This is a genomic window from Streptomyces sp. NPDC002133 (genome assembly GCF_040296405.1).
Classification (GTDB): Bacteria; Actinomycetota; Actinomycetes; order Streptomycetales; family Streptomycetaceae; genus Streptomyces.
Genome location: NZ_JBEOXF010000006.1, coordinates 52832 through 72808, shown reverse-complemented (window position 1 = coordinate 72808; position 19977 = coordinate 52832). Strand labels below are relative to the sequence as shown.

The 19977-nt window shown below is 71.7% G+C and carries 18 protein-coding genes; 7 read left to right on the top strand and 11 right to left on the bottom strand.

Annotated elements, in window-relative coordinates:
- Nucleotides 1-96: 96 nt before the first annotated feature.
- The 6 genes from ABT078_RS09805 to ABT078_RS09780 form a co-directional block, all read right to left on the bottom strand.
- Nucleotides 97-960: a pentapeptide repeat-containing protein gene (locus tag ABT078_RS09805; RefSeq protein ID WP_502981186.1), complete on the bottom strand. Its 864-nt coding sequence runs from the start codon at nucleotides 958-960 to the stop codon at nucleotides 97-99.
- Nucleotides 961-1078: 118 nt separating this feature from the next.
- A complete protein-coding gene (locus ABT078_RS09800) occupies nucleotides 1079-2023 on the bottom strand; it encodes a nucleoside hydrolase (RefSeq protein ID WP_351225733.1) in 945 nt (314 codons plus the stop codon).
- A 155-nt stretch (nucleotides 2024-2178) separates the two neighbouring features.
- A complete protein-coding gene (locus ABT078_RS09795) occupies nucleotides 2179-2592 on the bottom strand; it encodes a DUF742 domain-containing protein (protein ID WP_351225731.1) in 414 nt (137 codons plus the stop codon).
- Between the two features lie 20 nt (nucleotides 2593-2612).
- Nucleotides 2613-3050, bottom strand: coding sequence for a roadblock/LC7 domain-containing protein (locus ABT078_RS09790; RefSeq protein WP_351225730.1), 438 nt, complete (start codon nucleotides 3048-3050; stop codon nucleotides 2613-2615).
- The gene (locus tag ABT078_RS09785; RefSeq protein WP_351225728.1) at nucleotides 3047-5737 is read right to left on the bottom strand and encodes a sensor histidine kinase; all 2691 of its coding nucleotides are present in this window, start codon (nucleotides 5735-5737) and stop codon (nucleotides 3047-3049) included. The genes ABT078_RS09790 and ABT078_RS09785 overlap by 4 nt, the downstream gene beginning before the upstream one ends.
- Nucleotides 5738-5782: 45 nt before the next feature.
- Entirely contained in the window at nucleotides 5783-6607 is an 825-nt protein-coding gene (locus ABT078_RS09780) for an MHYT domain-containing protein (RefSeq protein WP_351225726.1), read from the bottom strand.
- A 197-nt stretch (nucleotides 6608-6804) separates the two neighbouring features.
- Here ABT078_RS09780 and ABT078_RS09775 point away from each other — a divergent pair, with 197 nt between their 5' ends.
- On the top strand, nucleotides 6805-7404 hold the full coding sequence (locus ABT078_RS09775; protein ID WP_351225724.1) for a class I SAM-dependent methyltransferase: 600 nt from the start codon (nucleotides 6805-6807) through the stop codon (nucleotides 7402-7404).
- Between the two features lie 54 nt (nucleotides 7405-7458).
- Here the strand turns inward: ABT078_RS09775 and ABT078_RS09770 are convergent, their stop codons facing one another.
- Nucleotides 7459-8289, bottom strand: a complete 831-nt coding sequence (locus tag ABT078_RS09770) for an alpha/beta fold hydrolase (protein WP_351225722.1) — start codon at nucleotides 8287-8289, stop codon at nucleotides 7459-7461.
- Between the two features lie 107 nt (nucleotides 8290-8396).
- Here ABT078_RS09770 and ABT078_RS09765 point away from each other — a divergent pair, with 107 nt between their 5' ends.
- The 4 genes from ABT078_RS09765 (at nucleotide 8397) to ABT078_RS09750 (ending at nucleotide 11816) form a co-directional block, all read left to right on the top strand.
- The gene (locus tag ABT078_RS09765) at nucleotides 8397-8945 is read left to right on the top strand and encodes a PadR family transcriptional regulator (protein ID WP_351225720.1); all 549 of its coding nucleotides are present in this window, start codon (nucleotides 8397-8399) and stop codon (nucleotides 8943-8945) included.
- A gap of 34 nt (nucleotides 8946-8979) precedes the next feature.
- The gene (locus tag ABT078_RS09760; RefSeq protein WP_351225718.1) at nucleotides 8980-9279 is read left to right on the top strand and encodes a hypothetical protein; all 300 of its coding nucleotides are present in this window, start codon (nucleotides 8980-8982) and stop codon (nucleotides 9277-9279) included.
- A 124-nt stretch (nucleotides 9280-9403) separates the two neighbouring features.
- A complete protein-coding gene (locus ABT078_RS09755; RefSeq protein WP_351225716.1) occupies nucleotides 9404-10219 on the top strand; it encodes a hypothetical protein in 816 nt (271 codons plus the stop codon).
- A gap of 151 nt (nucleotides 10220-10370) precedes the next feature.
- Nucleotides 10371-11816, top strand: a complete 1446-nt coding sequence (locus ABT078_RS09750; RefSeq protein WP_351225714.1) for a tannase/feruloyl esterase family alpha/beta hydrolase — start codon at nucleotides 10371-10373, stop codon at nucleotides 11814-11816.
- Between the two features lie 9 nt (nucleotides 11817-11825).
- Here ABT078_RS09750 and ABT078_RS09745 read toward each other — a convergent pair whose 3' ends face one another.
- From ABT078_RS09745 to ABT078_RS09735, 3 genes are all read right to left on the bottom strand, one after another.
- Entirely contained in the window at nucleotides 11826-12374 is a 549-nt protein-coding gene (locus tag ABT078_RS09745) for an MOSC domain-containing protein (RefSeq protein WP_351225712.1), read from the bottom strand.
- An 80-nt stretch (nucleotides 12375-12454) separates the two neighbouring features.
- Nucleotides 12455-12640: a tail-anchor membrane protein gene (locus ABT078_RS09740; RefSeq protein WP_351225710.1), complete on the bottom strand. Its 186-nt coding sequence runs from the start codon at nucleotides 12638-12640 to the stop codon at nucleotides 12455-12457.
- A 79-nt stretch (nucleotides 12641-12719) separates the two neighbouring features.
- Nucleotides 12720-13922, bottom strand: a complete 1203-nt coding sequence (locus ABT078_RS09735; protein ID WP_351225708.1) for an acyl-CoA desaturase — start codon at nucleotides 13920-13922, stop codon at nucleotides 12720-12722.
- 280 nt (nucleotides 13923-14202) lie between these two features.
- On the opposite strand from ABT078_RS09735, the gene ABT078_RS09730 reads away from it, so the two are divergent.
- Nucleotides 14203-17175 (top strand): SCO1167/SCO6262 family helicase, encoded by a 2973-nt coding sequence (locus ABT078_RS09730; protein ID WP_502981185.1) that lies wholly within the window; start codon nucleotides 14203-14205, stop codon nucleotides 17173-17175.
- Nucleotides 17172-18503 (top strand): SWIM zinc finger family protein, encoded by a 1332-nt coding sequence (locus tag ABT078_RS09725; protein WP_351225704.1) that lies wholly within the window; start codon nucleotides 17172-17174, stop codon nucleotides 18501-18503. The genes ABT078_RS09730 and ABT078_RS09725 overlap by 4 nt, the downstream gene beginning before the upstream one ends.
- Before the next feature lie 594 nt (nucleotides 18504-19097).
- Here the strand turns inward: ABT078_RS09725 and ABT078_RS09720 are convergent.
- Entirely contained in the window at nucleotides 19098-19454 is a 357-nt protein-coding gene (locus ABT078_RS09720; protein ID WP_351225702.1) for a DoxX family protein, read from the bottom strand.
- Nucleotides 19455-19977 lie beyond the last annotated feature (523 nt).

The window sequence follows — 19977 nt, the reverse complement described above, 5'->3', positions numbered from 1 at the left end:
TCGGCTCGCGGGTACCCCCGTATCGCAGACCCATGCCCGCAGCGGCGTCGCCCTGTGCCACTGGCGCCGCACGACCCTGCGACACCCATTACCACGCTACGTCGACGACGACCAGTGCGCGGGGCGGGACAGTGCCCGGGGCAGTTTCGTCCGGGCATCGCCCCGCGCCTGCTGGAGCTGCGGCTGGGTGAGGAAGATGCTGCCGGTGAGATCGGCTCCACCGAGGTTCGCGTCGCGCAGATCGGCGCCGAGGAGGTCGGACAGACGGAGGTCGGCGCCGGTGAGGTCGGCGGCGATGAGGCACGCGCCGCGCAGGTCGGCGCCACGCAGGTCGGCGCCCTTGAGCCGGGCGCCGAGGAGGTCGGCCCCGCGGCGGTTCTTCCTGCGGCCCGGCGCCTCGGCGCGTACGAGTGCACTGGTACGGAGCAGCAGTTCGCCGACCTGCGCGCGGTGGGCGGGGACATCGGTGGCGAGCAGGGCGCCGGAATCACGGCCGGTCAGGGCTTCGGTCTCGTCGGTCAGACGGCGGATGTCCGCATGGAGCGGGCGGGCGGCGGGCAGGGTCAGTGCCTCCGCCAGGTACCAGAGCAGTTCGTGGAGTTGCCGCATCAAGGGGAAGACGTCGAGCATCTCACGTGCCGTGTCCGGAGCCTCGCGCCAGCTGTGCCCGCCGAAGGTCACCTGGGAGACCTTCTGGCCCGCACCGAAGCAGTCGTAGACCGTGCAGCCGGAGAATCCGCTCTCCCTGAGCCGGGTGTGGATGCCGCAGCGGAAGTCGTCACGGAGGTTGGTGCACGGCTGACCTGCGCGCTTGTCGAACGCGAAGTCGGCCGACGCGGAGAACGGCAGCGCCACGCAGCACAACCCGAAACAGTTCCCGCAGTCGGCCCGCAGGCCGGACCGCTCCGCGGTGGGCGCCGCGTCGTCGCGCGTGGCGGGATCCTGACGTGTTTCGGGCACGAGGGCTGTTCCTCATTCCTGGTCGAGCGGCCGTCGGCTCCAGTCTCCCAGGTCAGGAGCCTTGGGACGGGCCCGGGGCCGTATGACCGATACGCGGACGGGCGAGCCGTGCCGCGGTTCAGCCCTCCCGTTTCCCCAGCGTCTCGACGGCCGCGACCACCCGGTCCCAGAACTTCTCTCCGTCCAGGTCCACCGCCACCCGCGCATTGACGGGCCGGTCCAGGTACCGGTGCAGGTCCACGACCGTCGCTCCCCGCGTGTGCTGCCCGTGCAGCTCGACGGCCACGCTCGCGTCGACGCAGCGCACGATCGAGGGGTCGATGATGCGCGCCACCGCGACGGGGTCGTGCAGCGGCGGCGCCTCGAAGCCCCACAGCCGCCGGTAGGTGGAGGCGAAGAACGTCATCAGCTCGACGCAGATCCGCCCGAGTTCGGTGCCCAGTCCATCGAGGCGGGCGAGGACGTCGGGCGTGGCGAGTGCCTGGTGGGTGACGTTGAGCCCGCACATCGTGACGGGTACGCCGCTTCGGAGGACGATGTCAGCGGCTTCGGGGTCGACGTAGATGTTGAACTCGGCCGCCGGGGTGCGGTTTCCGCGCTCCGTGGAGCCGCCCATGAGCACGATCTCGCGGATGTGCGCAGCCGCGTCGGGATACCGGGTCAGGAGCAGGGCGATATTGGTCAGCGGGGCGGTCGGGACGAGAGTGACAGGTTCCGGATGCCTGGTCAGGATCCGGTACATCAGGTCCACGGCGTGCTCGGAGACCGCGTCCACGGTGGGTTCGCCGAAGCGGGGACCGTCCATGCCCGAGTCTCCGTGAACGTCGTCCGCCACGTACAGCGGCTGGACGAGCGGCCGCGCGCAGCCGGCCGCGATGGGCACGTCGGTGATTCCGGCGGCGGTGCAGATCCGGCGGGCGTTCAGCGTGGTCTTCTCGACCACCTGGTTGCCGGCGACCGTCGTGATCGCGAGCAGGTCGATCGCGGGATCCCCGGCCGCGAGCAGGATCGCGACGGCGTCGTCGTGCCCGGGGTCGCAGTCGATGATGATCGGGACAGGCACGGTGCTCCTCGGCGTCGTCGTCCGCTCCGATTCCGGCCCGGGTCCGGCTCCGGTCCGGCTGCATGTGTCGTCCGGCCCGGGTCCGGTCCGGCTCCGGATGTGGTTCCCGGTCGTGCGTCACCAGTGTGCCCCTGAGTCGGCCCGGATGCCCGCCGCTAGAGCGCTCTGAGTCCTTCGATCACCTCCCGGAGGATCCTCTCGTCGGGCAGTTGCGCGGGCGGCACGGGCCGGCTGACCGTGACGAGGCCGGCCTCGAGCAGGTCGCCGAGGAGGACGCGTACGACGCCGATGGGCAGGTCGGCGTCGGCGGCGAGTTCCGCGACGGACTGGGTCTCCGCGCCGCACAGCGTGAGCAGGGCCCGGTGTTCGGGGCCGAGGAGCGATTCATCGGCCCGGCCGGCCGCGTCCGGGGCGGCGTCGACGAGTGCGATGACGTCGAAGCGTACGGTGCCGGGGCCCGGCTGGGTACGCCCTCCGGTCATGGCGTACGGGCGGACGAGGGGGCCCGCTTCGGCGTCGTACCAGCGGCTGCCCTGAAGTTCCCGGTCGCCGTCGCCGGCTTCGTTCATGGCGTGGGGTCTCCCTCCGGTCAGCCGGCGGCGGGCGGGGTGGTGGACATCCGCGGCGGCGTGCGCAGGTGCTCGCCGACGCGCTTGACCAGGCGGGCCATCTCGTACGCGATGAGGCCGATGTCGGCGGTCACGGCGCTGAGGACGGCGAGGCAGGAGCCGTCGCCCGCGGCGGCCACGAAGAGGAAGCCGTCGTCCATCTCGACCATCGTCTGGCGTACGGAACCGGCGTGGAAGTGGCGGCCCGCACCCTTGGCGAGGCTGTGGAATCCGGAGGCGACGGCGGCGAGGTGTTCGGCGTCCTCGCGGGTCAGGCCGTTGGAGGCGCCGACGGCGAGGCCGTCGTTGGAGAGGACGACGGCATGCCGGACCTCGGTCACCCGCAGCACCATGTCGTCGAGCAGCCAGTCGAGCTCTCCGGACCGCTGGTACGGGGTGATCCTCTCGTGGTCGATCATGCGTCGTCTCCTTCGCTGCGGTGGCCGCTGCTGGGTGGGTTGCCGAGGGCATTGCCGTGAGCGCTGCTGTGGGTGGTCCGGCCGGGGGCGGCGCCGCCGCCGCGGGCCCAGCCGGCTCGGTAGGCCGCCATGCGGTCCCTGGCCTGTTCCGGGGTGCGTTCCGGGGTGTCGTTCGCGGTGCGGTCGGCCGCCTCCGGCGCGTCGGGACCGGGCGCTTCGCGCAGTTGGGGGACGAGGCTGGCCTGCCTGACCCGGCGTGGGAGGCCGCCCGCGTCGTCCTGGGGGCGGGTCTCGGGCTCGTAGTGGGCGTGCAAGTGCGGCTGCTGGTGGGACTCCGGCTGCGGGACGGGCTGGGGGCGGCCACGCAGCCGGAGCGCGATGACGCCGGGCGGCGGGGGTGGTGCGTTGTCGGGCTGCACTTCGAGGAAGCGGCGGCCTGTCACGGAGCCGGAAGGCCGCGGGGCGGACTGGTCGCCGTGCAGGACGGAGTGGGCGTCGGAGGGAGCTGTTCCGCCGGTATGGCGCGTGGACGCCGGCACGCCCGTGCCCGTGCCCGCGCCCGCTCCGGCACCCACTCCTGCTCCCGCTCCCGGCGGGAGTGCGCTCTGGAGCAGTGGCGTCGGGATCAGGACGACCGCGGTCGTGCCGCCGTACGGCGAGGTCCGCAGCCGCACCTTGATGTCGTGCCGCGCGGAGAGTCTGCTGACGACGAAGAGGCCGAGCCGGTCGCTGTCGAAGAGGTCGAGCGCCTCCGACTCTTCGATCCGGCGGTTGGCTTCGGCGAGGGCTTCCTTGCCCATGCCGAGGCCGCGGTCCTCGATCTCCAGCGCGTAGCCGTTGCCGACGGGTTCACCGCTGACGCGGACCTTGGTATGGGGCGGGGAGAACTGGGCCGCGTTCTCGACGAGTTCGGCGAGGAGGTGGGTGAGGTCGGCGACGGCGGCGCCGACGACGGCGCTCTCCGGGAGCTGCCGTACCTCGACGCGCGCGTAGTCCTCGACTTCGGAGACGGCTGCGCGCACGACGTTGGTGAGCGGTACGGGCATGCGCCAGGCGCGGCCGGGGGCGGCGCCGGAAAGGATGATCAGGCTCTCCGCGTGGCGTCGCATGCGGGTGGTGAGATGGTCGAGGCGGAACAGGTCTCCGAGCTCGTTCGGGTCCTCGGCACGGCGCTCCATGCTGTCGAGCAGATTGAGCTGCCGGTGGACAAGGACCTGGCTGCGACGCGCGAGGTTGACGAAGACCCCGGAGATGCCGCGGCTGAGTTCCGCGCGTTCGACGGCGGCGCTGAGCGCGGCGCGATGAACGGTCGAGAGGGCCTCGCCGACCTCGGCGATCTCGTCCTGCGGATGCGGTCCCGGCGGGGCTTCGGCCTGTACGTCGAGTTCTTCGCCGGAGCGGAGGCGTTGCATGGCGTGGGGCAGCTTGTGCCGGGCGATCTCCAGGGCGGTGTTGCGGAGGCTGACCAGTTCGACGACGAGGACGCGTCCGATGCGTACGGAGATGACGAGCGAGGCGGCGACGGCGGCGAGTCCGAGGAGGACGGCGGCGCCCGACGCGGTGACGAGGCCCTGGTCGAAGGGATCGGCGCGGTCGGCGGCGCTCTGCCGGGCGCCGGTCTCGATGTCGCGCATCGCCGTGCGGACGGTGCTGTGTGCGGCCCCCCAGGTGGTGGCGGGTACGGCTTCGGCGGCGCGGCGGCCGGCAGGGGCGATGAGAGTCCTGTCCTCGGCGGACTCGAGTGCCTGGTAGGCCCCTTGAGCGGTGAGTGCGCGCCAGGCGGCGCGCTCGGGGGCGCGCAGGTCGGCGACAGCGGATTCGGTGAGGGCGCGTCGGGTCTCGACGGCGCCGGTGAACAGCCTCAGACGCTCGCTGCTGAGGGTCCCGGCGGTCTGCGCGGAGGTGAGCAGGGCGTCCTCACGGGAGAGCATTTCGGCTCCGCGGCCGAACTCGAGGAGGACACGCGCGTCGGAGCCGGGTGCGGTGTCCTGAACGCCCGTGAGGGCGCCGTTGACGCCGAACGCCGAGGTGATGGCGGCGGTGTACTTCTCGTAGGTGCGGTTCCATTCGGCCTTGCGGGCGAGGACATCGGTGCGCAGGGCGGGTAGCGCCGCGGTCGCTGTGACGAATCCCTTGAGGCGGCCGGCGACAGCCGTGGGGAGGTCGCCGGCGTCGGCGACGGTGTGGGTGTCGTCGAGGGCGAGCTTCGCGAGGGCGGCATCGGTGAGTTTGGCCTCCTGCTGGAGGTCGGCGGCGCGCTCGGGACCTGGGGTGGTCAGCTGGCGGAGGGCAGCGCGGCGTTCGGCCTGCAGGGCGTTGACGGCTTCGGCGACGGGTTCGCGGACGCGGTCCTCGACGTCGCGGAGCTGACGCAGCCGTGCGACGTCCTGTGCGGTGGTGACGGTGGCGAAGCCCCACAGGGCGAGGAGGGAGACGACGGGCACCATCAGCAGCGAGACGATCTTGGCGCGTACGGTTCGGGGACGCAGCCCCGGGCGTTCACGGGGGCGCCCCTTTCCGGAGCGTGCCGCGGCGGGGCCGAGGTCCGTTCCCGGAACGAGCTCCTCGTCCGCGGGCGGTCCGGCGTGGGCGCGCCGGCCGCGCCTTGCCGGTCGCGCGGAGGCGGACGGATCGGGGCCGTGCGGTGATGGCGTGTCGGCGCCAGGGGTGCTGCGGGGTTTGCGCATGGCCTCCTCGTTCCGTATATCGGGTGGTGGGTGCGGCGGGCGGCCTTACGGGGTGGTCGGTGCGGCGGTTGGTACGGCGGCCGTTGACGCGGGGGCCGGTTCGGCCGCCGGTTCGGTGATCCGCTCGGCCGAGGCGTAGGCGGCGCGTTCCCTCGCCGTCGGGGAGAGGGCGACGAAGGCGGAGGTGAGGAAGAGGTACGACCCGAGGCCGACGGCGAGGGGGAAGATGAACTGCATGGCCGTGGCCCCGGGCAGTGCCTCGTCCGAGGGCTCGACGTGCACGCCGACCGCGAGCATGCCGGTGTAGTGCATGCTGCTGACCGCCGCGCCCATCACGAGCGACGCGATGGCGACTGCGACGGGTGACTTGATGTTGAGTGCGGCCCAGAGGGCTGCGGTTGCTGCGACCACGGCGATGACGACGGAGAGTCCGACGAGCAGCGGGTCGTAACGCACTTCGCCGTGGAGACTCAGGGCCGCCATGCCGAGGTAGTGCATGCTGGCGACGCCGAGTCCGGTGGTGAGGCCGCCGAGCAGCAGGGCCCGGACGCGGTCGCGGCTGTAGCCGACGGCGAAGACGCCGGCGCCGACGACGAGCATGGCGACGAGCAGGCTGAGGATGGTCAGCGGCACGTTGTAGCGGATGTCGCTGCCGGTGACGCCGAAGCCGAGCATGGCGACGAAGTGCATCGTCCAGATGCCGGTGCCTATGGCGGATGCGGCGGTGATGAGCCAGTTGCGGCGTGACGTCCCGGTCGCTTCGAGCGCGCGTACGGTGCAGCGGAGACCGAGGGCGGCGCCGATGCAGGCCATCGCGTACGACAGCACGGGGGTCAGCCAGCCGAAGGTGGCGTGGTCCAGGTGTCCCATGGCTCCGGGACGCTAGTCCTGCCAAGGGCGTGTGACAGGGGCGCATTTCGAAACCTGATGGAATATGACAGAGAGACGTTCCAGAACGATCGTGCCGAGCTCGAACATGTGCACCGAACGTCTGAGTGAGGGCGTCCGCAGAAGGCGTTGGGGACTGACGATGGGTCAACTGTGCGCGCGTGCGGAATCATGTGCGTATGACAGCCAACCACACACTCGTACAGGAGTTCTTCGGCGCCCGTGCGGCCGGCTGGGACGCGCGCTTCCCCGGTGACGGTCCCGCCTATGCCGCCGGTGCCGCGGCGCTCGGACTGCGCCCGGGCGACGCCGTACTGGACGCGGGCTGCGGCACCGGGCGTGCGCTGCCCGCGCTGCGGAGCGCCGTGGGGCCGGGCGGAACGGTCATCGGGGCCGATCTGACGCCGCAGATGCTCGACGCCGCCGTCGGTGCGGGCCGGGACAGGGACGGCAGGCTGCTGCTCACCGACGTGGCGAGGCTGCCGTTGCGCTCGGAGGTGCTCGACGCGGTGTTCGCCGCCGGGCTTGTCGCCCATTTGTCGGAACCGGAGGCGAATCTGAGCGAGTTGGCCCGAGTGGTGCGCCCTGGCGGGCGCCTCGCGCTCTTTCATCCGATCGGGCGGGCCGCGCTCGCCGCGCGGCAGGGCCGGCAGATCACGGACGGCGATCTGCGCGCCGAGGCCAATCTCCGTCCGGTGCTCGGCGCTTCGGGCTGGCGGATGGTGGCGTACACCGACGAGGACGCGCTGTTCCTGGTGCTGGCGGTACGTGAGGCCTGATGCGCCAGGACCGAGGCCACGTCAGGGCCCGCGGTGAGTCAGGACCGGGGTGCGTCAGAACCGAAGCGCACGTGCCACGCCTGCCCCATGGCGGCCGGGCCGTGCCGTGGCGACCGCGCGGACGAACGCCTCGGGGGCGTCGAACATGACGTTGTGCCCGGCGTCCGGGACGGTCACGACCTGCACGCCGGCAGCCACGAGTGCGTCCTCGCCGGAAAGTTCGCCGCTGAGCCCGCCCTGCAGATACGTGCGCGGGACCGGGCAGTCCATCAGCATCCGCCGCATCGTCGGGCTCGTTCCGCGCACGAGCGAGGTCGCGCTCCGATGGAGCGCCAGCGGGTCGGCGAGCCGCATGGTGGCGGCCCACGTGGGCCCGATCCGCTGCAGTACGCGTGCGAACCCGTCGCCGTGCACGAACTCCTCCTCCGGCAGGTCGGCGATGCCACTGCTGCCCGCGGTCACGGGCGGGTGCGGGTCGAGGTCGGCCTCGACGAGCACCAGGCGTGACACGAGCTCGGGCCGGCGGTGGGCGAGGACGATCGCCACCGCGCCGCCCATGCTGTGCGCGACGATCTCCGCACCGTCGCCGACCACACCCACACCCGGATCCGTACCCGGACCCGCCTCGTCGAGCGCGGCGGCCAGTGCGTCCGCGTGGTCCTCCAGCGTGTAGCCGAAGTCGGCGGGCCGGTCACTGGTGCCGTGCCCGGGCAGATCGACGAAGAGCGACCGGCGGCCCGCCAGGAGGGGATGGGCGGCGATGTGCGCGTGATAGACGGTGGAGGCGGCGCCGAGGCCGTGCACGTACACCCGCGTCGGCCCCTCCCCCGCGGACTCCGTCCAGCGGATGAGGCTTCCCCGTGCGTCGAACCTGGCCTGTCGCATCCGTATCACTCCACGTCTCTTCCGGCGCCCTCTTGGGTTCCGAACCATACCTCGGCCACGTAGTACTACGTCAACGATGTACCCCGCGGGTGCGGCAGAATGCGGGCATGCTGGAGCTGGCCATCCTCGGATTCCTGTACGACACCCCGCTGCACGGTTACGAGCTGCGCAAACGCATCACCGCGCTCACCGGGCACGTGCGCCCGGTGGCCGAGAGCACCCTGTACCCCGCCATCAAGCGAATGGAGAAAGGCGGCCTGCTGGTCCGCGAGAGCCAACCCGGCCAGGCCGCTGCACCCCGCCATGTCCTGAGCCTCACCGACGCGGGACGGCAGGCGCTGCTGCACCGGCTCGCCGAGCCCCTGCAGCAGGACATCACCGACGAGAACCGCTGGTTCACGCTTCTCGCCTTCCTCCGGCACCTCCCGGAAGCCTCGGCGCGTGCCGCGGTGCTGCGGCGGCGGCTGGAGTTCTTGGAGCAGCCCGCCAGCTTCTTCTACGAGGGCGACCGGCCGCTGCGGGCGGAGGAGCTCGACGACCCGTACCGGCGGGGCGTACTCACCATCGCCCGGGCGACAAGCGAAGCGGAACTGGCGTGGTTGCGGGCCATGTTGCGGGAAGACTTGTCGCACCGGCGGAGTACTCCGAACGGGTGAACGACCAGGCATGGGGGCCACTGTGTTCGACAGATTGATCGCAAGAATCCGCAAGCTCTTCGGGCCCGGGCCCGGCGGTGAGGCGAGCACGGCTGCGGTCCCGGCCGCGCGGGGGCGGCAGCACAACATCTTCGAGGCAGCGGCGACGTATGTGTCCGCATGCGCCGAGGACGACGAGCAGGGGATCGAGGAGGCGTCGAGCTGGGTGTCGCCGGAGGCGCTGTCCTTCGGGGTGAACGAGCTGGCCTGCCGGGCGGTGATCGCCCTCGCGCGCGAGCGCGACGAGTCCCCGCAGTCGGTGGCGCGCAGCCTGCTGGGGCTGCCCGTGGCCTGACGCGTGGACGGCTCGCGAGCCCGGGGCGGGCGCACGGTTCATATTCCCTGCCGCAGGCACTCGACGTCGGGGTTACCCACTGGTTAGGGTGCGCCGACGAACGATCGGATGGGGAGAAGGTGCTGTGGCCGGGACGGACGAGGTCGCCGACGACGACACGCTCTATGTGTTGACCGCCTTGCTGCTCACACCGGCGCAGTTCCCGAGCGTCCTCGGCGACGACTACCCGGCGGCGTGCGCCTCGCTGGGGCTCGAGCCGTACGCCGAGGGGTTCGGCCTGGTCCTCGGCCAGGACAGCACCGGCGGCCGGTGGACGGTCGTGGTCGACGACGTCTCGCTCGTCGCGGTCGCGATCGCGTCGTGGGACTGCGGGATGGAGTATGACCTGTCGCCCAGCGACCGGACCGTGGTCGCCGCACTGCCCGGCTGGCCGCTGGAGGTCGCGACCGTCGCTCCGGGTGTGCCCGCGCCCCATGATCCGGAGGACGACGGCGGTGACGGACCACGTCTCTCCCCGCCCGACACGGACACCTGGGGGCCTGCTCAGCGGCGGATGGGCGCGGACGAGATCGCCCTGCAGTGGGCGATCTGGCGCGAGCAGGTGGGCGACCAGGTGACGTTCGTCCAGCCCGGTGAGCGGACGGAGGACGGCGAGGAGCCGGCGAAGCCGCACGAAGGGGTGCAGCGGGTACTCAAGGACCTGCACGGTTACGTGGAGGTCGAGGCGCCGCCGCCCGGGCGGGTGCGGTCCAGCTTCGCCCCGGACGGGGCGCGGATGCTGCGCGCCGACGGGCCCGGCTGGTCCCTGGTGGCCAGGACCGACGACATCGCCTTCGTGCTGCTCGACGACGAGCCGGGCGAGGTGCTGCCGGTGGGGCGCGGGCCCGAGCTGCCGGGCCTGCTGGAGGCTCTGGACAAGATGGCCGTACGCCCCTCCTGAGCAGTCCTCCTGCGCAGTGGCTGTACGCCCCTCCTGAGCACATGGGCAGCGAGCGCGAGGTGTGGGCCGGGCCCATGGCCGTACGAGCACGGCCCCAGCACGATGTGGCGGCGCACCCACCTGTTCGCCGTCCATCCGGAGGCCTGCCGTCATGCGCCTGTCCCGCCCGCATCGCTCGTCCCGCCGATCCCGATTGCTCCATTCACCGCGGAGGACTCCGGTCCTCGCCGCGCTGCTGCTCGCCCTCACCGGGACATTCCTCGCGGACGCCCGCCCGGCAGAGGCCGGGGCCGGGGCCGGGGCCGGGTCCGGACCGGCACATGGCCACTGCGCCCGTCAGGACCGGCTCCGGATCGTCGGCGCGGACCATCAGGAGTCGGCCTGCCTCGGGGATCTGACGACCGCCGCGCTGGCCGGTACGCCGCACACCGACATGGCTGACCAGGCCGGCCTCGCGGCCTCCGGCACCAGGAATCCGTCCGGGGTGCCCGGCATCCAGATCGACGGCTACTTCCCCGACGATTCCCGCCTCAACGCCACTCACGGCTGGCGGCACGACGCCCAGTTCGTGATCCGGCTCCCCGACCGCTGGAACGGCGGGCTGGTCGTCACAGGGGCACCCGGCACCCGGAGGCAGTACGCGACGGACGCTCTCATCTCCGACCACGTTCTGGCGCAGGGGTACGCGTACGCCTCCACCGACAAGGGCAACACGGGAGCCGATTTCTTCACGGACGGCCGGCGGCCCGGTGACGCGGTCGCCGAGTGGAACCGCCGTGTCACCGAGCTGACCCGGGCCGCGAAGCACACAGTCCGTCAGCGCTACGGGCACGGGCCCGCCAGGACGTACATGACGGGCATCTCGAACGGCGGCTATCTCACGCGCTGGCAGCTGGAGAACCACGCGGAGCTGTACGACGGAGGCGTCGACTGGGAAGGCGTCCTGTGGACCTCGCGCGGGCCGAACCCGCTGACGAGCCTGCCCGTCACCGTGGCCAGAACCCTCGGCCGGGCCGATGACGATGACCTCCTGGCGGCCGGTTTCGCACCCGGCTCGCGGTTCCTGTGGCCGTACCACGAGCAGGTCTACTGGGGGCTCACCCAGAAGATCTTCCGCGCCGAGTTCGACCCGTCGTACGACCCGGGGTGCCCGGGAGCTTCCGCGGGCTCGACGCCGGAGCAGATCTTCGCGGTCTGCGCCTCGGACGCGGCGTACGACCTCGCCTCACGCCCGGCGTCCGTGCGGCAGGCGCTGGCTGAGGTGGCGCTGACGGGCCGGATCGGGAAGCCGCTGATCACCCTCCACGGCGATCTGGACACGCTGCTGCCGATCCGTCAGGACTCCGATGTGTACGCCCGTATGATCGACGGCCGTGGCCGCTCGGCACTGCACCGCTACTACACGATCGAGGACGGCACGCACACCGACGGCCTGTACGACAGGTACCCGGACCTGCTGCGCCCGATCCTGCCCTGTCACCGATCGGCGTTCGCGGCGCTGACCACGTGGGTGGAGGACGGCGTGGCACCGCCCTCGAACCGGACGATCCGCAGGCCCGTGGGCGGTGATGTGGTCAACTCCTGTTCCCTGAACTGAGTGCCGGACTCAGACGCGCGCCAGGGGCCGGTGCGGCCCGACCGGCAGCTCCACCGTGATCGTGTCGCCGGGCCGCACCAGACCACCCGTCCTCACGACGGACATGACCCCCGCCTTGTGCACGATGTTGCCCTCGGCGTCACGGCCGACGACCTGCTTGAGCAGGCCGTCCTGGAAGTGGTCGATCTGCACACAGGGGTTGCGCAATCCGGTGACCTCGACCACGGCCTCGTCGCCGAGTCGCAGCACCGTGCCGGTCGGGAGGCCGAGCAGGTCGATGCCGCGCGTCGTGACGTTCTCCCCGAGGTCACCGGGACGGACCGCGAAGCCCGCTTCCCGTACCTCGTCGAACAGCTCCTCGTGGATGAGGTGCACCTGACGGAGATTGGGCTGGGTGGGGTCCTTCGCCACGCGTGAGCGGTGCTTGACGGTCACGCCCGCGTGCACATCACCCTCGACGCCGAGCCCGGCGAGGAGGGTGATGCTGTCCCTGTTCGGTTTCGTGAATGAGTACGAGCCGTTGCTGCTGACCGTGGTGACCCGTCCACCGATGCTCATCGTGCGGGGCTCCCCTCTCCCGTGCCGGTGATCGTCCCGGACGACCGTAGCCCACTGCGGGACACGGCGAATCAGCCAGGTCAGCGGCCGATCTGCTTGCGGTTGTTGATCCGGCGGAGCCGGCGGCGCTGCGAGGGGTCGAGCGCGAAGTAGGCCACGGCGGGCACTCCGACGATCACCAGCAGCGACATCCAGAATCCGATGAATGGCCAGAGGATGAGGCCCAAGGCCACTCCCCCAATGGCGATCTTCGCACCTGTCGACATCTTCGACGCCTCCTTCGCGGCCACCGGCCTCCGGCCGCCGCTCCTGTGGTGAGAACGCGCTCGTGGGCCCGCCGGTTCCCTATCCTGCGACCTCGTGGGCGACGGTTTCCGCCGCACGCCGGTCGTCGCCCCCCGCCTCGCCGCGCAGCTCACCGCCGACCTCGTGCATATGGCCGAGGGCCTGCCGGTACGAGTCGATCAGCCCGGTCTCCGTGTAGGGCATGGCGAGCCTGCGGCAGTGGGCACGGACCAGCGGCTGGGCGAGCCGCAGGTGGGGGCGGGGCATGCTTGGGAAGAGGTGGTGCTCGATCTGGTAGTTGAGACCGCCGAGGAACCAGTCGGTGAGGGCGCCGCCGCGTATGTTGCGGGAGGTCAGCACCTGCCGCTGGAGATGGCCCCAGCGCTCGTCGCTCTCCGGGTCGGGCATGTCCATGCCCTTGTGGTTCGGCGCGAACGCCATGCCGAGATGGAGCCCGAGAAGCATCTGGTGGAGCAGGGCGAAGACGAGGGCCTGCAGCAGCGTGAGAACGCTCAGCAGCAGCGTGAGGTAGGCGACGACATGGAAGATGAGCAGTGCGCCCTCGATGGCCCGAGCGCCGGCCGCGGCCTTGCGTTCCCGTGGCCCGCCGTCCGCGGTCCCGCCTTCCTGGGCCCCTGAAAAGACGTGCCGGAAGCCGTAGACCTTGAGGGCCACACCCTCGAGGGTGGTCAGCGGGAAGAACAACCAGGCCTGATGCCGGGTCAGCCAACGGCGGAGCCCGGTGCGGCCCTTGGCGTGGTCCTTGGTGAAGACCAGGACGTCCGGGGCGACGTCGGGGTCCTTGTCGACGTGGTTGGGGTTGGCGTGGTGGCGGTTGTGCTTGTCGTTCCACCAGTCCTGGCTCATGCCCAGCAGCACGTTTCCGTGGATGAGCTGGATGATCCTGCCGGCCCGGCGGTCGGAGGTGATCTGGGCGTGACCCGCGTCATGAGCGATGAAGGCCGTACGCGCGGAGAACACGGCCAGCGGCACGGCCAGCGGGAGCACCCACCAGGACGGGCCGATGAGCACGATGCCGGTGACGACGGCGGCCAGGGCGAGCAGATTGACGGCGATGACGCGGGCGTACCAGCCGGTGCGGCGATCCAGGAGTCCCTGATCCCTGGCCGTGCGCAGCAGCGGCGCGAAATCACTGCCACGGGTCCTGCCTCCGGTCCGGCTTCCGGGTGGGGCTGCACGTTCCCCCGGCGGCAGTGCGGGCTCGCCGTCGAGCGCGGTGGCAGTGGCGGTCGCCTGGGACATGACGGTCTCCGGTCTCTCGGCCGTCGCGCCGGCCGGCGCGCTCGACTCCTGAAACTGCTCTGACCTGAAGAAACGTACGAATCAGCGGACCTGCGCGACCATGGCGCCACCACCCGGAAACAGTAGGGGGATCACCCGCAGCGCACGGTGGTGCTGGCAGCACCCCTACGCGGGAAAGTGACGTGGGTCACGAAGATCGCGCTCCCGCGGCAGGCATCCCGTCGGGTACCCTCGGCCGCTCCGGCCCACAGTAGTCAAATTTGAGGAATGCGTCATCGCTGTGCACATGCTCCCCGCGGCAACGCCCTCCGACATCCCCCACACCTCAGAGGGCCCAGAGGCCTCACAGATCTCAGAGACCTCAGCAATCTCCGAACTCTCCCGCTGCTCCGCGGTCTTCCTCCCCGCGGATCCGGCCCGCACGGGCCACTTCGCCTTCTGGCACGCCGACGGCAGCGAGCCGCCCGCCGGACCCGGCGGCGCGGTCGATGACCTGACCGTGGCAGCGGGCGGCCCCGACGGGGTGGCCACACATGCCGCACCGGCCCGGCTCCTGCCCGTACGAGACGCGCTGCCGGTCCTCACCCGGGCACGGACGTCCTCAGACGCCTCACCCGCCGCGGCCTTCTGGGGCGCCGCGACCGTCCTCGCCCTTCAACTCGTCGCGCGGGGACTGCTGTTGCCCGGACTCACCCCGAGCGACCACGACTCCTGGCGGGCCGGTCCGCTCACCGCGGAAGACCTGGAACGCATCCGTACGCTCGCCGCCTCCATGCCGCCCACCGCACACGCCGTCCCGCTCGACGCCTGCGCGGAACCGCTGCTGCTGCCCGAGCCGGAGCGGCTGCTGCGGGCTTTCCTGGACGCGGTCGCCGACGTACTGCCGCGCACGCCTGCCGCACCGCTCGCCACCGGCTCCGGCGCGTTCGCGGCCGATGAGCCGCATCGGCTGCCTCAGGCGCGCGCCTGGGCGCAGGATGTCGCGGCGGGCCACGACGCGGGCGTAAGGCTGTCGCTGCGCGTGGAGGTTCCGGGCCTGTCCGAGAGCACAGGCACCCAGGAGCCCGCCTTCCGGGCCGTGCTGCAGATGCACAGCGTCAGCGACCCGGCCCGTGTCGCGGACGCCGCGGCGGTCTGGGCGGGCGGGCAGGACGCCGCCTTCGGGCCGCGCGCCCGGATGGACGCCCTGCTCGCACTGCGCCGCGCGGCACGTGCCTGGGCGCCTCTCACCCCGCTCCTGTCGGCGGCCGTTCCCGACACGATCGAGCTCGCCGACGAAGACGTCATCGACCTGCTCGGCAGGGCATCGTCGGCGCTGGCCGCGACCGGCATGCAGGTGCACTGGCCACGGGAGCTCGCCCGCAAACTCACCGCACGTGCCGTCATCGGCCCGCCCGAGGAGACCACCAGCGCCGGGTCCGGATCCGAAACGGACGCGACCGGCTCCGAATCGGCCTCCGACTCCGGCATGTACGCGACCGGCTCCGGGATGCCGTCGTTCCTGTCGGCCGACGCTCTGTTGGCCTTCAACTGGCGGTTCGCGCTCGGCGACCAGCGGCTGACGCGCGAGGAGCTGGACCAGCTCGCGGAGGCGCGCAGGCCCGTGGTGCGGCTGCGCGACCAGTGGGTGCTCATCGACCCCGAGGAGGCCCGCCGCGCCCGCGCGCACCAGGACCGCAAGCTCATCCCGGTCGACGCACTCGGCGCCGTGCTGACCGGCTCCACCGAGGTCGACGGACGGCGCGTCGAGGTCCAGGCGTCGGGCGGGCTGGAGCGGCTGCGCGACCGGCTCGCCGATCCGGAGGGCGGCGAGCAGTCGGTCGCCCAGCCCGCGGCGCTCGCCGCCACCCTGCGCGACTACCAGCTGCGCGGACTGAACTGGCTGCACCGGATGACCTTGCTCGGGCTCGGCGGCTGCCTCGCCGACGACATGGGACTCGGCAAGACCATCACGCTCATCGCCCTGCATCTGCACCGCCGGACCGACGCATCCGCCGCCGGCCCGACGCTCGTCGTCTGTCCGACGTCCCTGATGGGCAACTGGCAGCGGGAGATCGAAAGGTTCGCGCCCGGCACACCCGTGCGCCGTTTCCACGGCGCGACGCGCAGCCTCGAGGGCCTGACGGACGGGGAGTTCGTCCTCACCACGTACGGGACGATGCGGCTCGACGCGACACAGCTCTCCGACGTCCCGTGGGGCATGGTCGTCGCCGACGAGGCACAGCACGTCAAGAACCCGTACTCGGAGACGGCGAAGCAGCTGCGCACCATCGGCGCGAAGGCCCGGGTCGCGCTCACCGGCACGCCCGTCGAGAACAACCTGTCCGAGCTGTGGGCCATCCTCGACTGGACGACACCGGGGCTGCTCGGCCGGCTCGGTACGTTCCGGGCGCGGTACGCGCAGGCCGTGGAGGGCGGCGCGGATCCCGCTGCCGCGGAGCGGCTGGCCGCGCTCGTACGGCCGTTCCTGCTGCGCCGCCGCAAGTCCGACCCGGGCATCGCGCCAGAGCTGCCGCCGAAGACCGAGACCGACCGCGCCGTCTCGTTGACCGCCGAACAGGCCGGTCTGTACGAGGCGGTGGTGCGCGAGACGCTGGCCGCGATCTCGGCGGCCGCCGGCATGGAGCGACGCGGACTGGTGGTGAAGCTGCTGACCGCGCTGAAGCAGATCTGCAACCACCCGGCGCAGTATCTGAAGGAGGAGGAGCCGAGGATTCCTGACCGGTCCGGGAAGCTGGAGCTGCTGGACGAGCTGCTGGACACGATCCTCGCCGAGGATGCGAGTGTCCTCGTCTTCACGCAGTACGTGCAGATGGCGCGGCTGCTGGAGCGGCATCTCGCGGCGCGCGGGATGCGGACGCAGCTCCTGCACGGCGGCACTCCGGTCGCCGAGCGGGAGAGGATGGTGCAACGCTTCCAGGACGGCGAAGTGCCGGTGTTCCTGCTGTCGTTGAAGGCGGCAGGTACGGGGCTCAACCTGACCAGGGCCGGTCACGTCGTCCACTACGACCGCTGGTGGAACCCGGCCGTCGAGGCGCAGGCCACAGACCGCGCGTACCGCATCGGCCAGACCCAGCCCGTGCAGGTCCACCGGCTGATCGCCGAAGGCACGATCGAGGACCGCATCGCGGCCATGCTGGAGCGCAAGCAGGCAATCGCGGACGCGGTGCTCGGCTCCGGCGAGTCGGCACTGACCGAACTGACCGACGCCGAACTGGCGGACCTGGTGCAGCTGCGAGGAGGCGCGCGATGACGGGAAGCACAGCGGGCGCAGAAACCGGGAACGGGACCGGCAGAGGATACGAGGACGAGGACGAGCGGACGTTCGCGGCGCTGCCACCCGCTCGCGGACGGGGTTTCGCGCAGACGTGGTGGGGCCGGGCCTGGCTGCAGGCGCTGGAGGACACGGCGCTGGACACCGAGCAGCTGAAGAAGGGCCGCAAGCAGGCACGCGACGGGGCGGTGGGGGCCGTGTCCGTACGGCCCGGGCGGATCACCGCGGTGGTGAGGGACCGGGACGGTACCGCGTACCGCAGCGACGTACTGCTGCAGGAGCTGACCGACGACGCGTGGGACCGCCTGCTGGACATGGCGGTGGACCGGGCCGGACACATCGCCGCCCTGCTGGACCGCGAGATGCCGCCGCACCTGGTGGAGGACGCGGCGGGCACCGGAGTCGAGCTCCTGCCGGGCATCGGGGACCTGGAGCCCGCGTGCAGCTGCGAGGCGTGGGACCTGTGTCCGCACACGGCGGCGCTCTGCTACCAGGTGGCGCGGCTGCTGGACCAGGATCCGTTCGTGCTGCTGCTGTTGCGGGGCCGTGCGGAGCGCAGGCTCCTCGACGAGCTGCAGGTACGGAGTGCGGCGCGGGCGGAACCCGAGGAGCGGCCGGCGGGTGTGCCCGCGGGGGTGCGGGCGCAGGCGGCGTTCGCGGCTGCGGACATCCTGCCCGCGCTGCCGGAGGCGCCGCCGCTGCCACCGGAGCCCGGCGTGCCTGCGACCCTGGACACGGAGACGGCACCGGGTCCGGGGGTCGACACGGACGCGCTGGAGTTCCTTGCGGCGGATGCGGCGGCGCGGGCGCACCGGATGCTGGTGGAGGCACTGGACGCGGGCCATGAGCGACGGCCCGTGGAGCCGGGGCTGACGGTGGGCCAGGACGCGGTGCGGCTGGCAGCGGCGAATACGGGCGGAGCGCACGTCCCGGCGGTGATCACGGCACGGCTCGCGGCCGGTTCCGGCCGCGGACGCTCCGGCCTCGACCTCGCGGTCCGCGCCTGGCGGTTCGGCGGGGCGGCGGCGCTCGCGGTCCTCGAGGACGACTGGGTGCCGGACGAGGAGACGCTCAATCGGGCGCAGGCGCAGTTGACCGCCGGCTGGGACGAGGGTGAGCGTCCACGGCTGCGGGCGGCGGGCGCAGGGCGGTGGACCGTCGTGGGTGCGGATGCGCAACTCCGGGTGGGGCCCGACGGGCGCTGGTGGCCGTACGCCAGGTCCGGGAGCACTTGGGCCCCTGCCGGACCTGCGGCGCCGGATCCCGCCGCGGCGCTGGCGATGGCCGAGGGCTGCCCCGGCCACTGACGTACCGCAGGGCGGGCAGGGCGGTGGAGCCGTGCGGTACGTCAGCCGGCCCGGCCCGAAGCCGCTGACGAATCCCCGTCCATCACCTGCCCGTGATCACGCCACCGGCCGCATCACCGGCCGCGTCGCCCGCCCATGGTCACCGGCAGGAACGGCCGCAGCCGCTCCCACCCGGCGTATGTCGCATCACCGCGGTGCTCATGCCCGGGACACCGAGCAGATCGAGCAGATCGAGCGACGGTCGTCAGCAGGCGGTATCGGATGCGGACCGGGCGGTGCCGGCAGCCCAGGAGGCCCGGCATCCACGCGGAGCGCCTGGCCCGTGCCGGCTAGGCCGCGAATCGGGTTGTGATCAATCTGCGGGATTTCCCTTCGCGGCCGGGACTGATCCGGTGCATCACTTTGCGTGACGAGAGTGCAACTGCCGGATGCAGACTGGGAGTTGATCGAGCCGTACCTGCCGATCGGCGAGTTCGGCCCGTGCCCCGCACGGCTCCGACAGCAGTTCGAGGGCGTGATCTGGCGGGTCAGCGGGGCAGGGAGGAAGGAGACGGCCGTCGTGGTGACGGGCGCGGAACTTCTGGGCCCAGCGTGTTACCAGGGGCCGTGGTAGACCAGGCCCAGAGCCAGGGCGGCCGCCGCGGTGGAGAGGAACACGATCCCGCCTACGATGTCGCGGGAGCCCACCCGCAGGTGGGCGATGATTGCGCCGATGAAGTACAGCACGAGGCCGGAGGCGGCAAGGGTCCCCAGGAGCGGCACGGCGAGCCCGGCCAGCAGCCCCACGGTGCCCGCGGCCAGCAACATGCCCAGCACCGGTACCCACTTCCGGGGCACGCCCTTCATGTCCGCCTGGGTCTTGGGGTATTCGTGGCCGATCAGGTAGGTGACGGCGGCGGCACCGTTGAAGAGCGCACCGAGGATGGTGACCGTGACGTAGGCGGCGAACACGTTTTCTCCGTTTCTGTGGGGAACAGCATTGCTGGGCACTCCGTCGTGGGATGTCGTTCTTCTGGATGACGAGCCGGCGACTGGATTTGTGACATCGGTTGGCAGCCGGGCGTGCCAGTGGTCTCGAACACCTGCTAACCGTTGAGCAACACCGCGCGATGGTGCTGTCGGGGCTGGGATGCTTCCTGTGCGCTGATGACCGTCCCGGGTAGCCCCGGCACGACCCCAGGGCGGGCAACCGGCCGTACGCGCTACTCCTGGAGCGCGAATGCTGTTGTGATCAAGAGGCGGCCTGGATGAGGTCTTGGATCCAGATCATCGAGGCGCGCAGATGCAGGCCGGCGCGGCAGCCATCTGGGGTCTTGTCGTATCCGGGAGAGTCCGCCGCCAGGGTGCCGGACCAGTAGCTGACCGATGCTCAGGTACGCGAAGCGGCCCGCTCGAACCCCGCACTGCGGGAATCGCTCAGCCAACTGGGCAGGGTTCCGGTCCTGCGCACCGAGAAGGCCCGCTCCGTACTCGG

Excerpts from the sequence above, each read along its gene's own strand:
- ABT078_RS09725 (WP_351225704.1), top strand. The coding sequence starts at position 17,172 with ATGACGGGAAGCACAGCGGGCGCAGAAACCGGGAACGGGACCGGCAGA.
- ABT078_RS09790 (WP_351225730.1), bottom strand. The coding sequence starts at position 3,050 with ATGATCGACCACGAGAGGATCACCCCGTACCAGCGGTCCGGAGAGCTC.
- ABT078_RS09770 (WP_351225722.1), bottom strand. The coding sequence starts at position 8,289 with ATGCGACAGGCCAGGTTCGACGCACGGGGAAGCCTCATCCGCTGGACG.
- ABT078_RS09765 (WP_351225720.1), top strand. The coding sequence starts at position 8,397 with ATGCTGGAGCTGGCCATCCTCGGATTCCTGTACGACACCCCGCTGCAC.
- ABT078_RS09795 (WP_351225731.1), bottom strand. The coding sequence starts at position 2,592 with ATGAACGAAGCCGGCGACGGCGACCGGGAACTTCAGGGCAGCCGCTGG.
- ABT078_RS09750 (WP_351225714.1), top strand. The coding sequence starts at position 10,371 with ATGCGCCTGTCCCGCCCGCATCGCTCGTCCCGCCGATCCCGATTGCTC.
- ABT078_RS09745 (WP_351225712.1), bottom strand. The coding sequence starts at position 12,374 with ATGAGCATCGGTGGACGGGTCACCACGGTCAGCAGCAACGGCTCGTAC.
- ABT078_RS09780 (WP_351225726.1), bottom strand. The coding sequence starts at position 6,607 with ATGGGACACCTGGACCACGCCACCTTCGGCTGGCTGACCCCCGTGCTG.
- ABT078_RS09775 (WP_351225724.1), top strand. The coding sequence starts at position 6,805 with ATGACAGCCAACCACACACTCGTACAGGAGTTCTTCGGCGCCCGTGCG.
- ABT078_RS09785 (WP_351225728.1), bottom strand. The coding sequence starts at position 5,737 with ATGCGCAAACCCCGCAGCACCCCTGGCGCCGACACGCCATCACCGCAC.
- ABT078_RS09735 (WP_351225708.1), bottom strand. The coding sequence starts at position 13,922 with ATGTCCCAGGCGACCGCCACTGCCACCGCGCTCGACGGCGAGCCCGCA.
- ABT078_RS09740 (WP_351225710.1), bottom strand. The coding sequence starts at position 12,640 with ATGTCGACAGGTGCGAAGATCGCCATTGGGGGAGTGGCCTTGGGCCTC.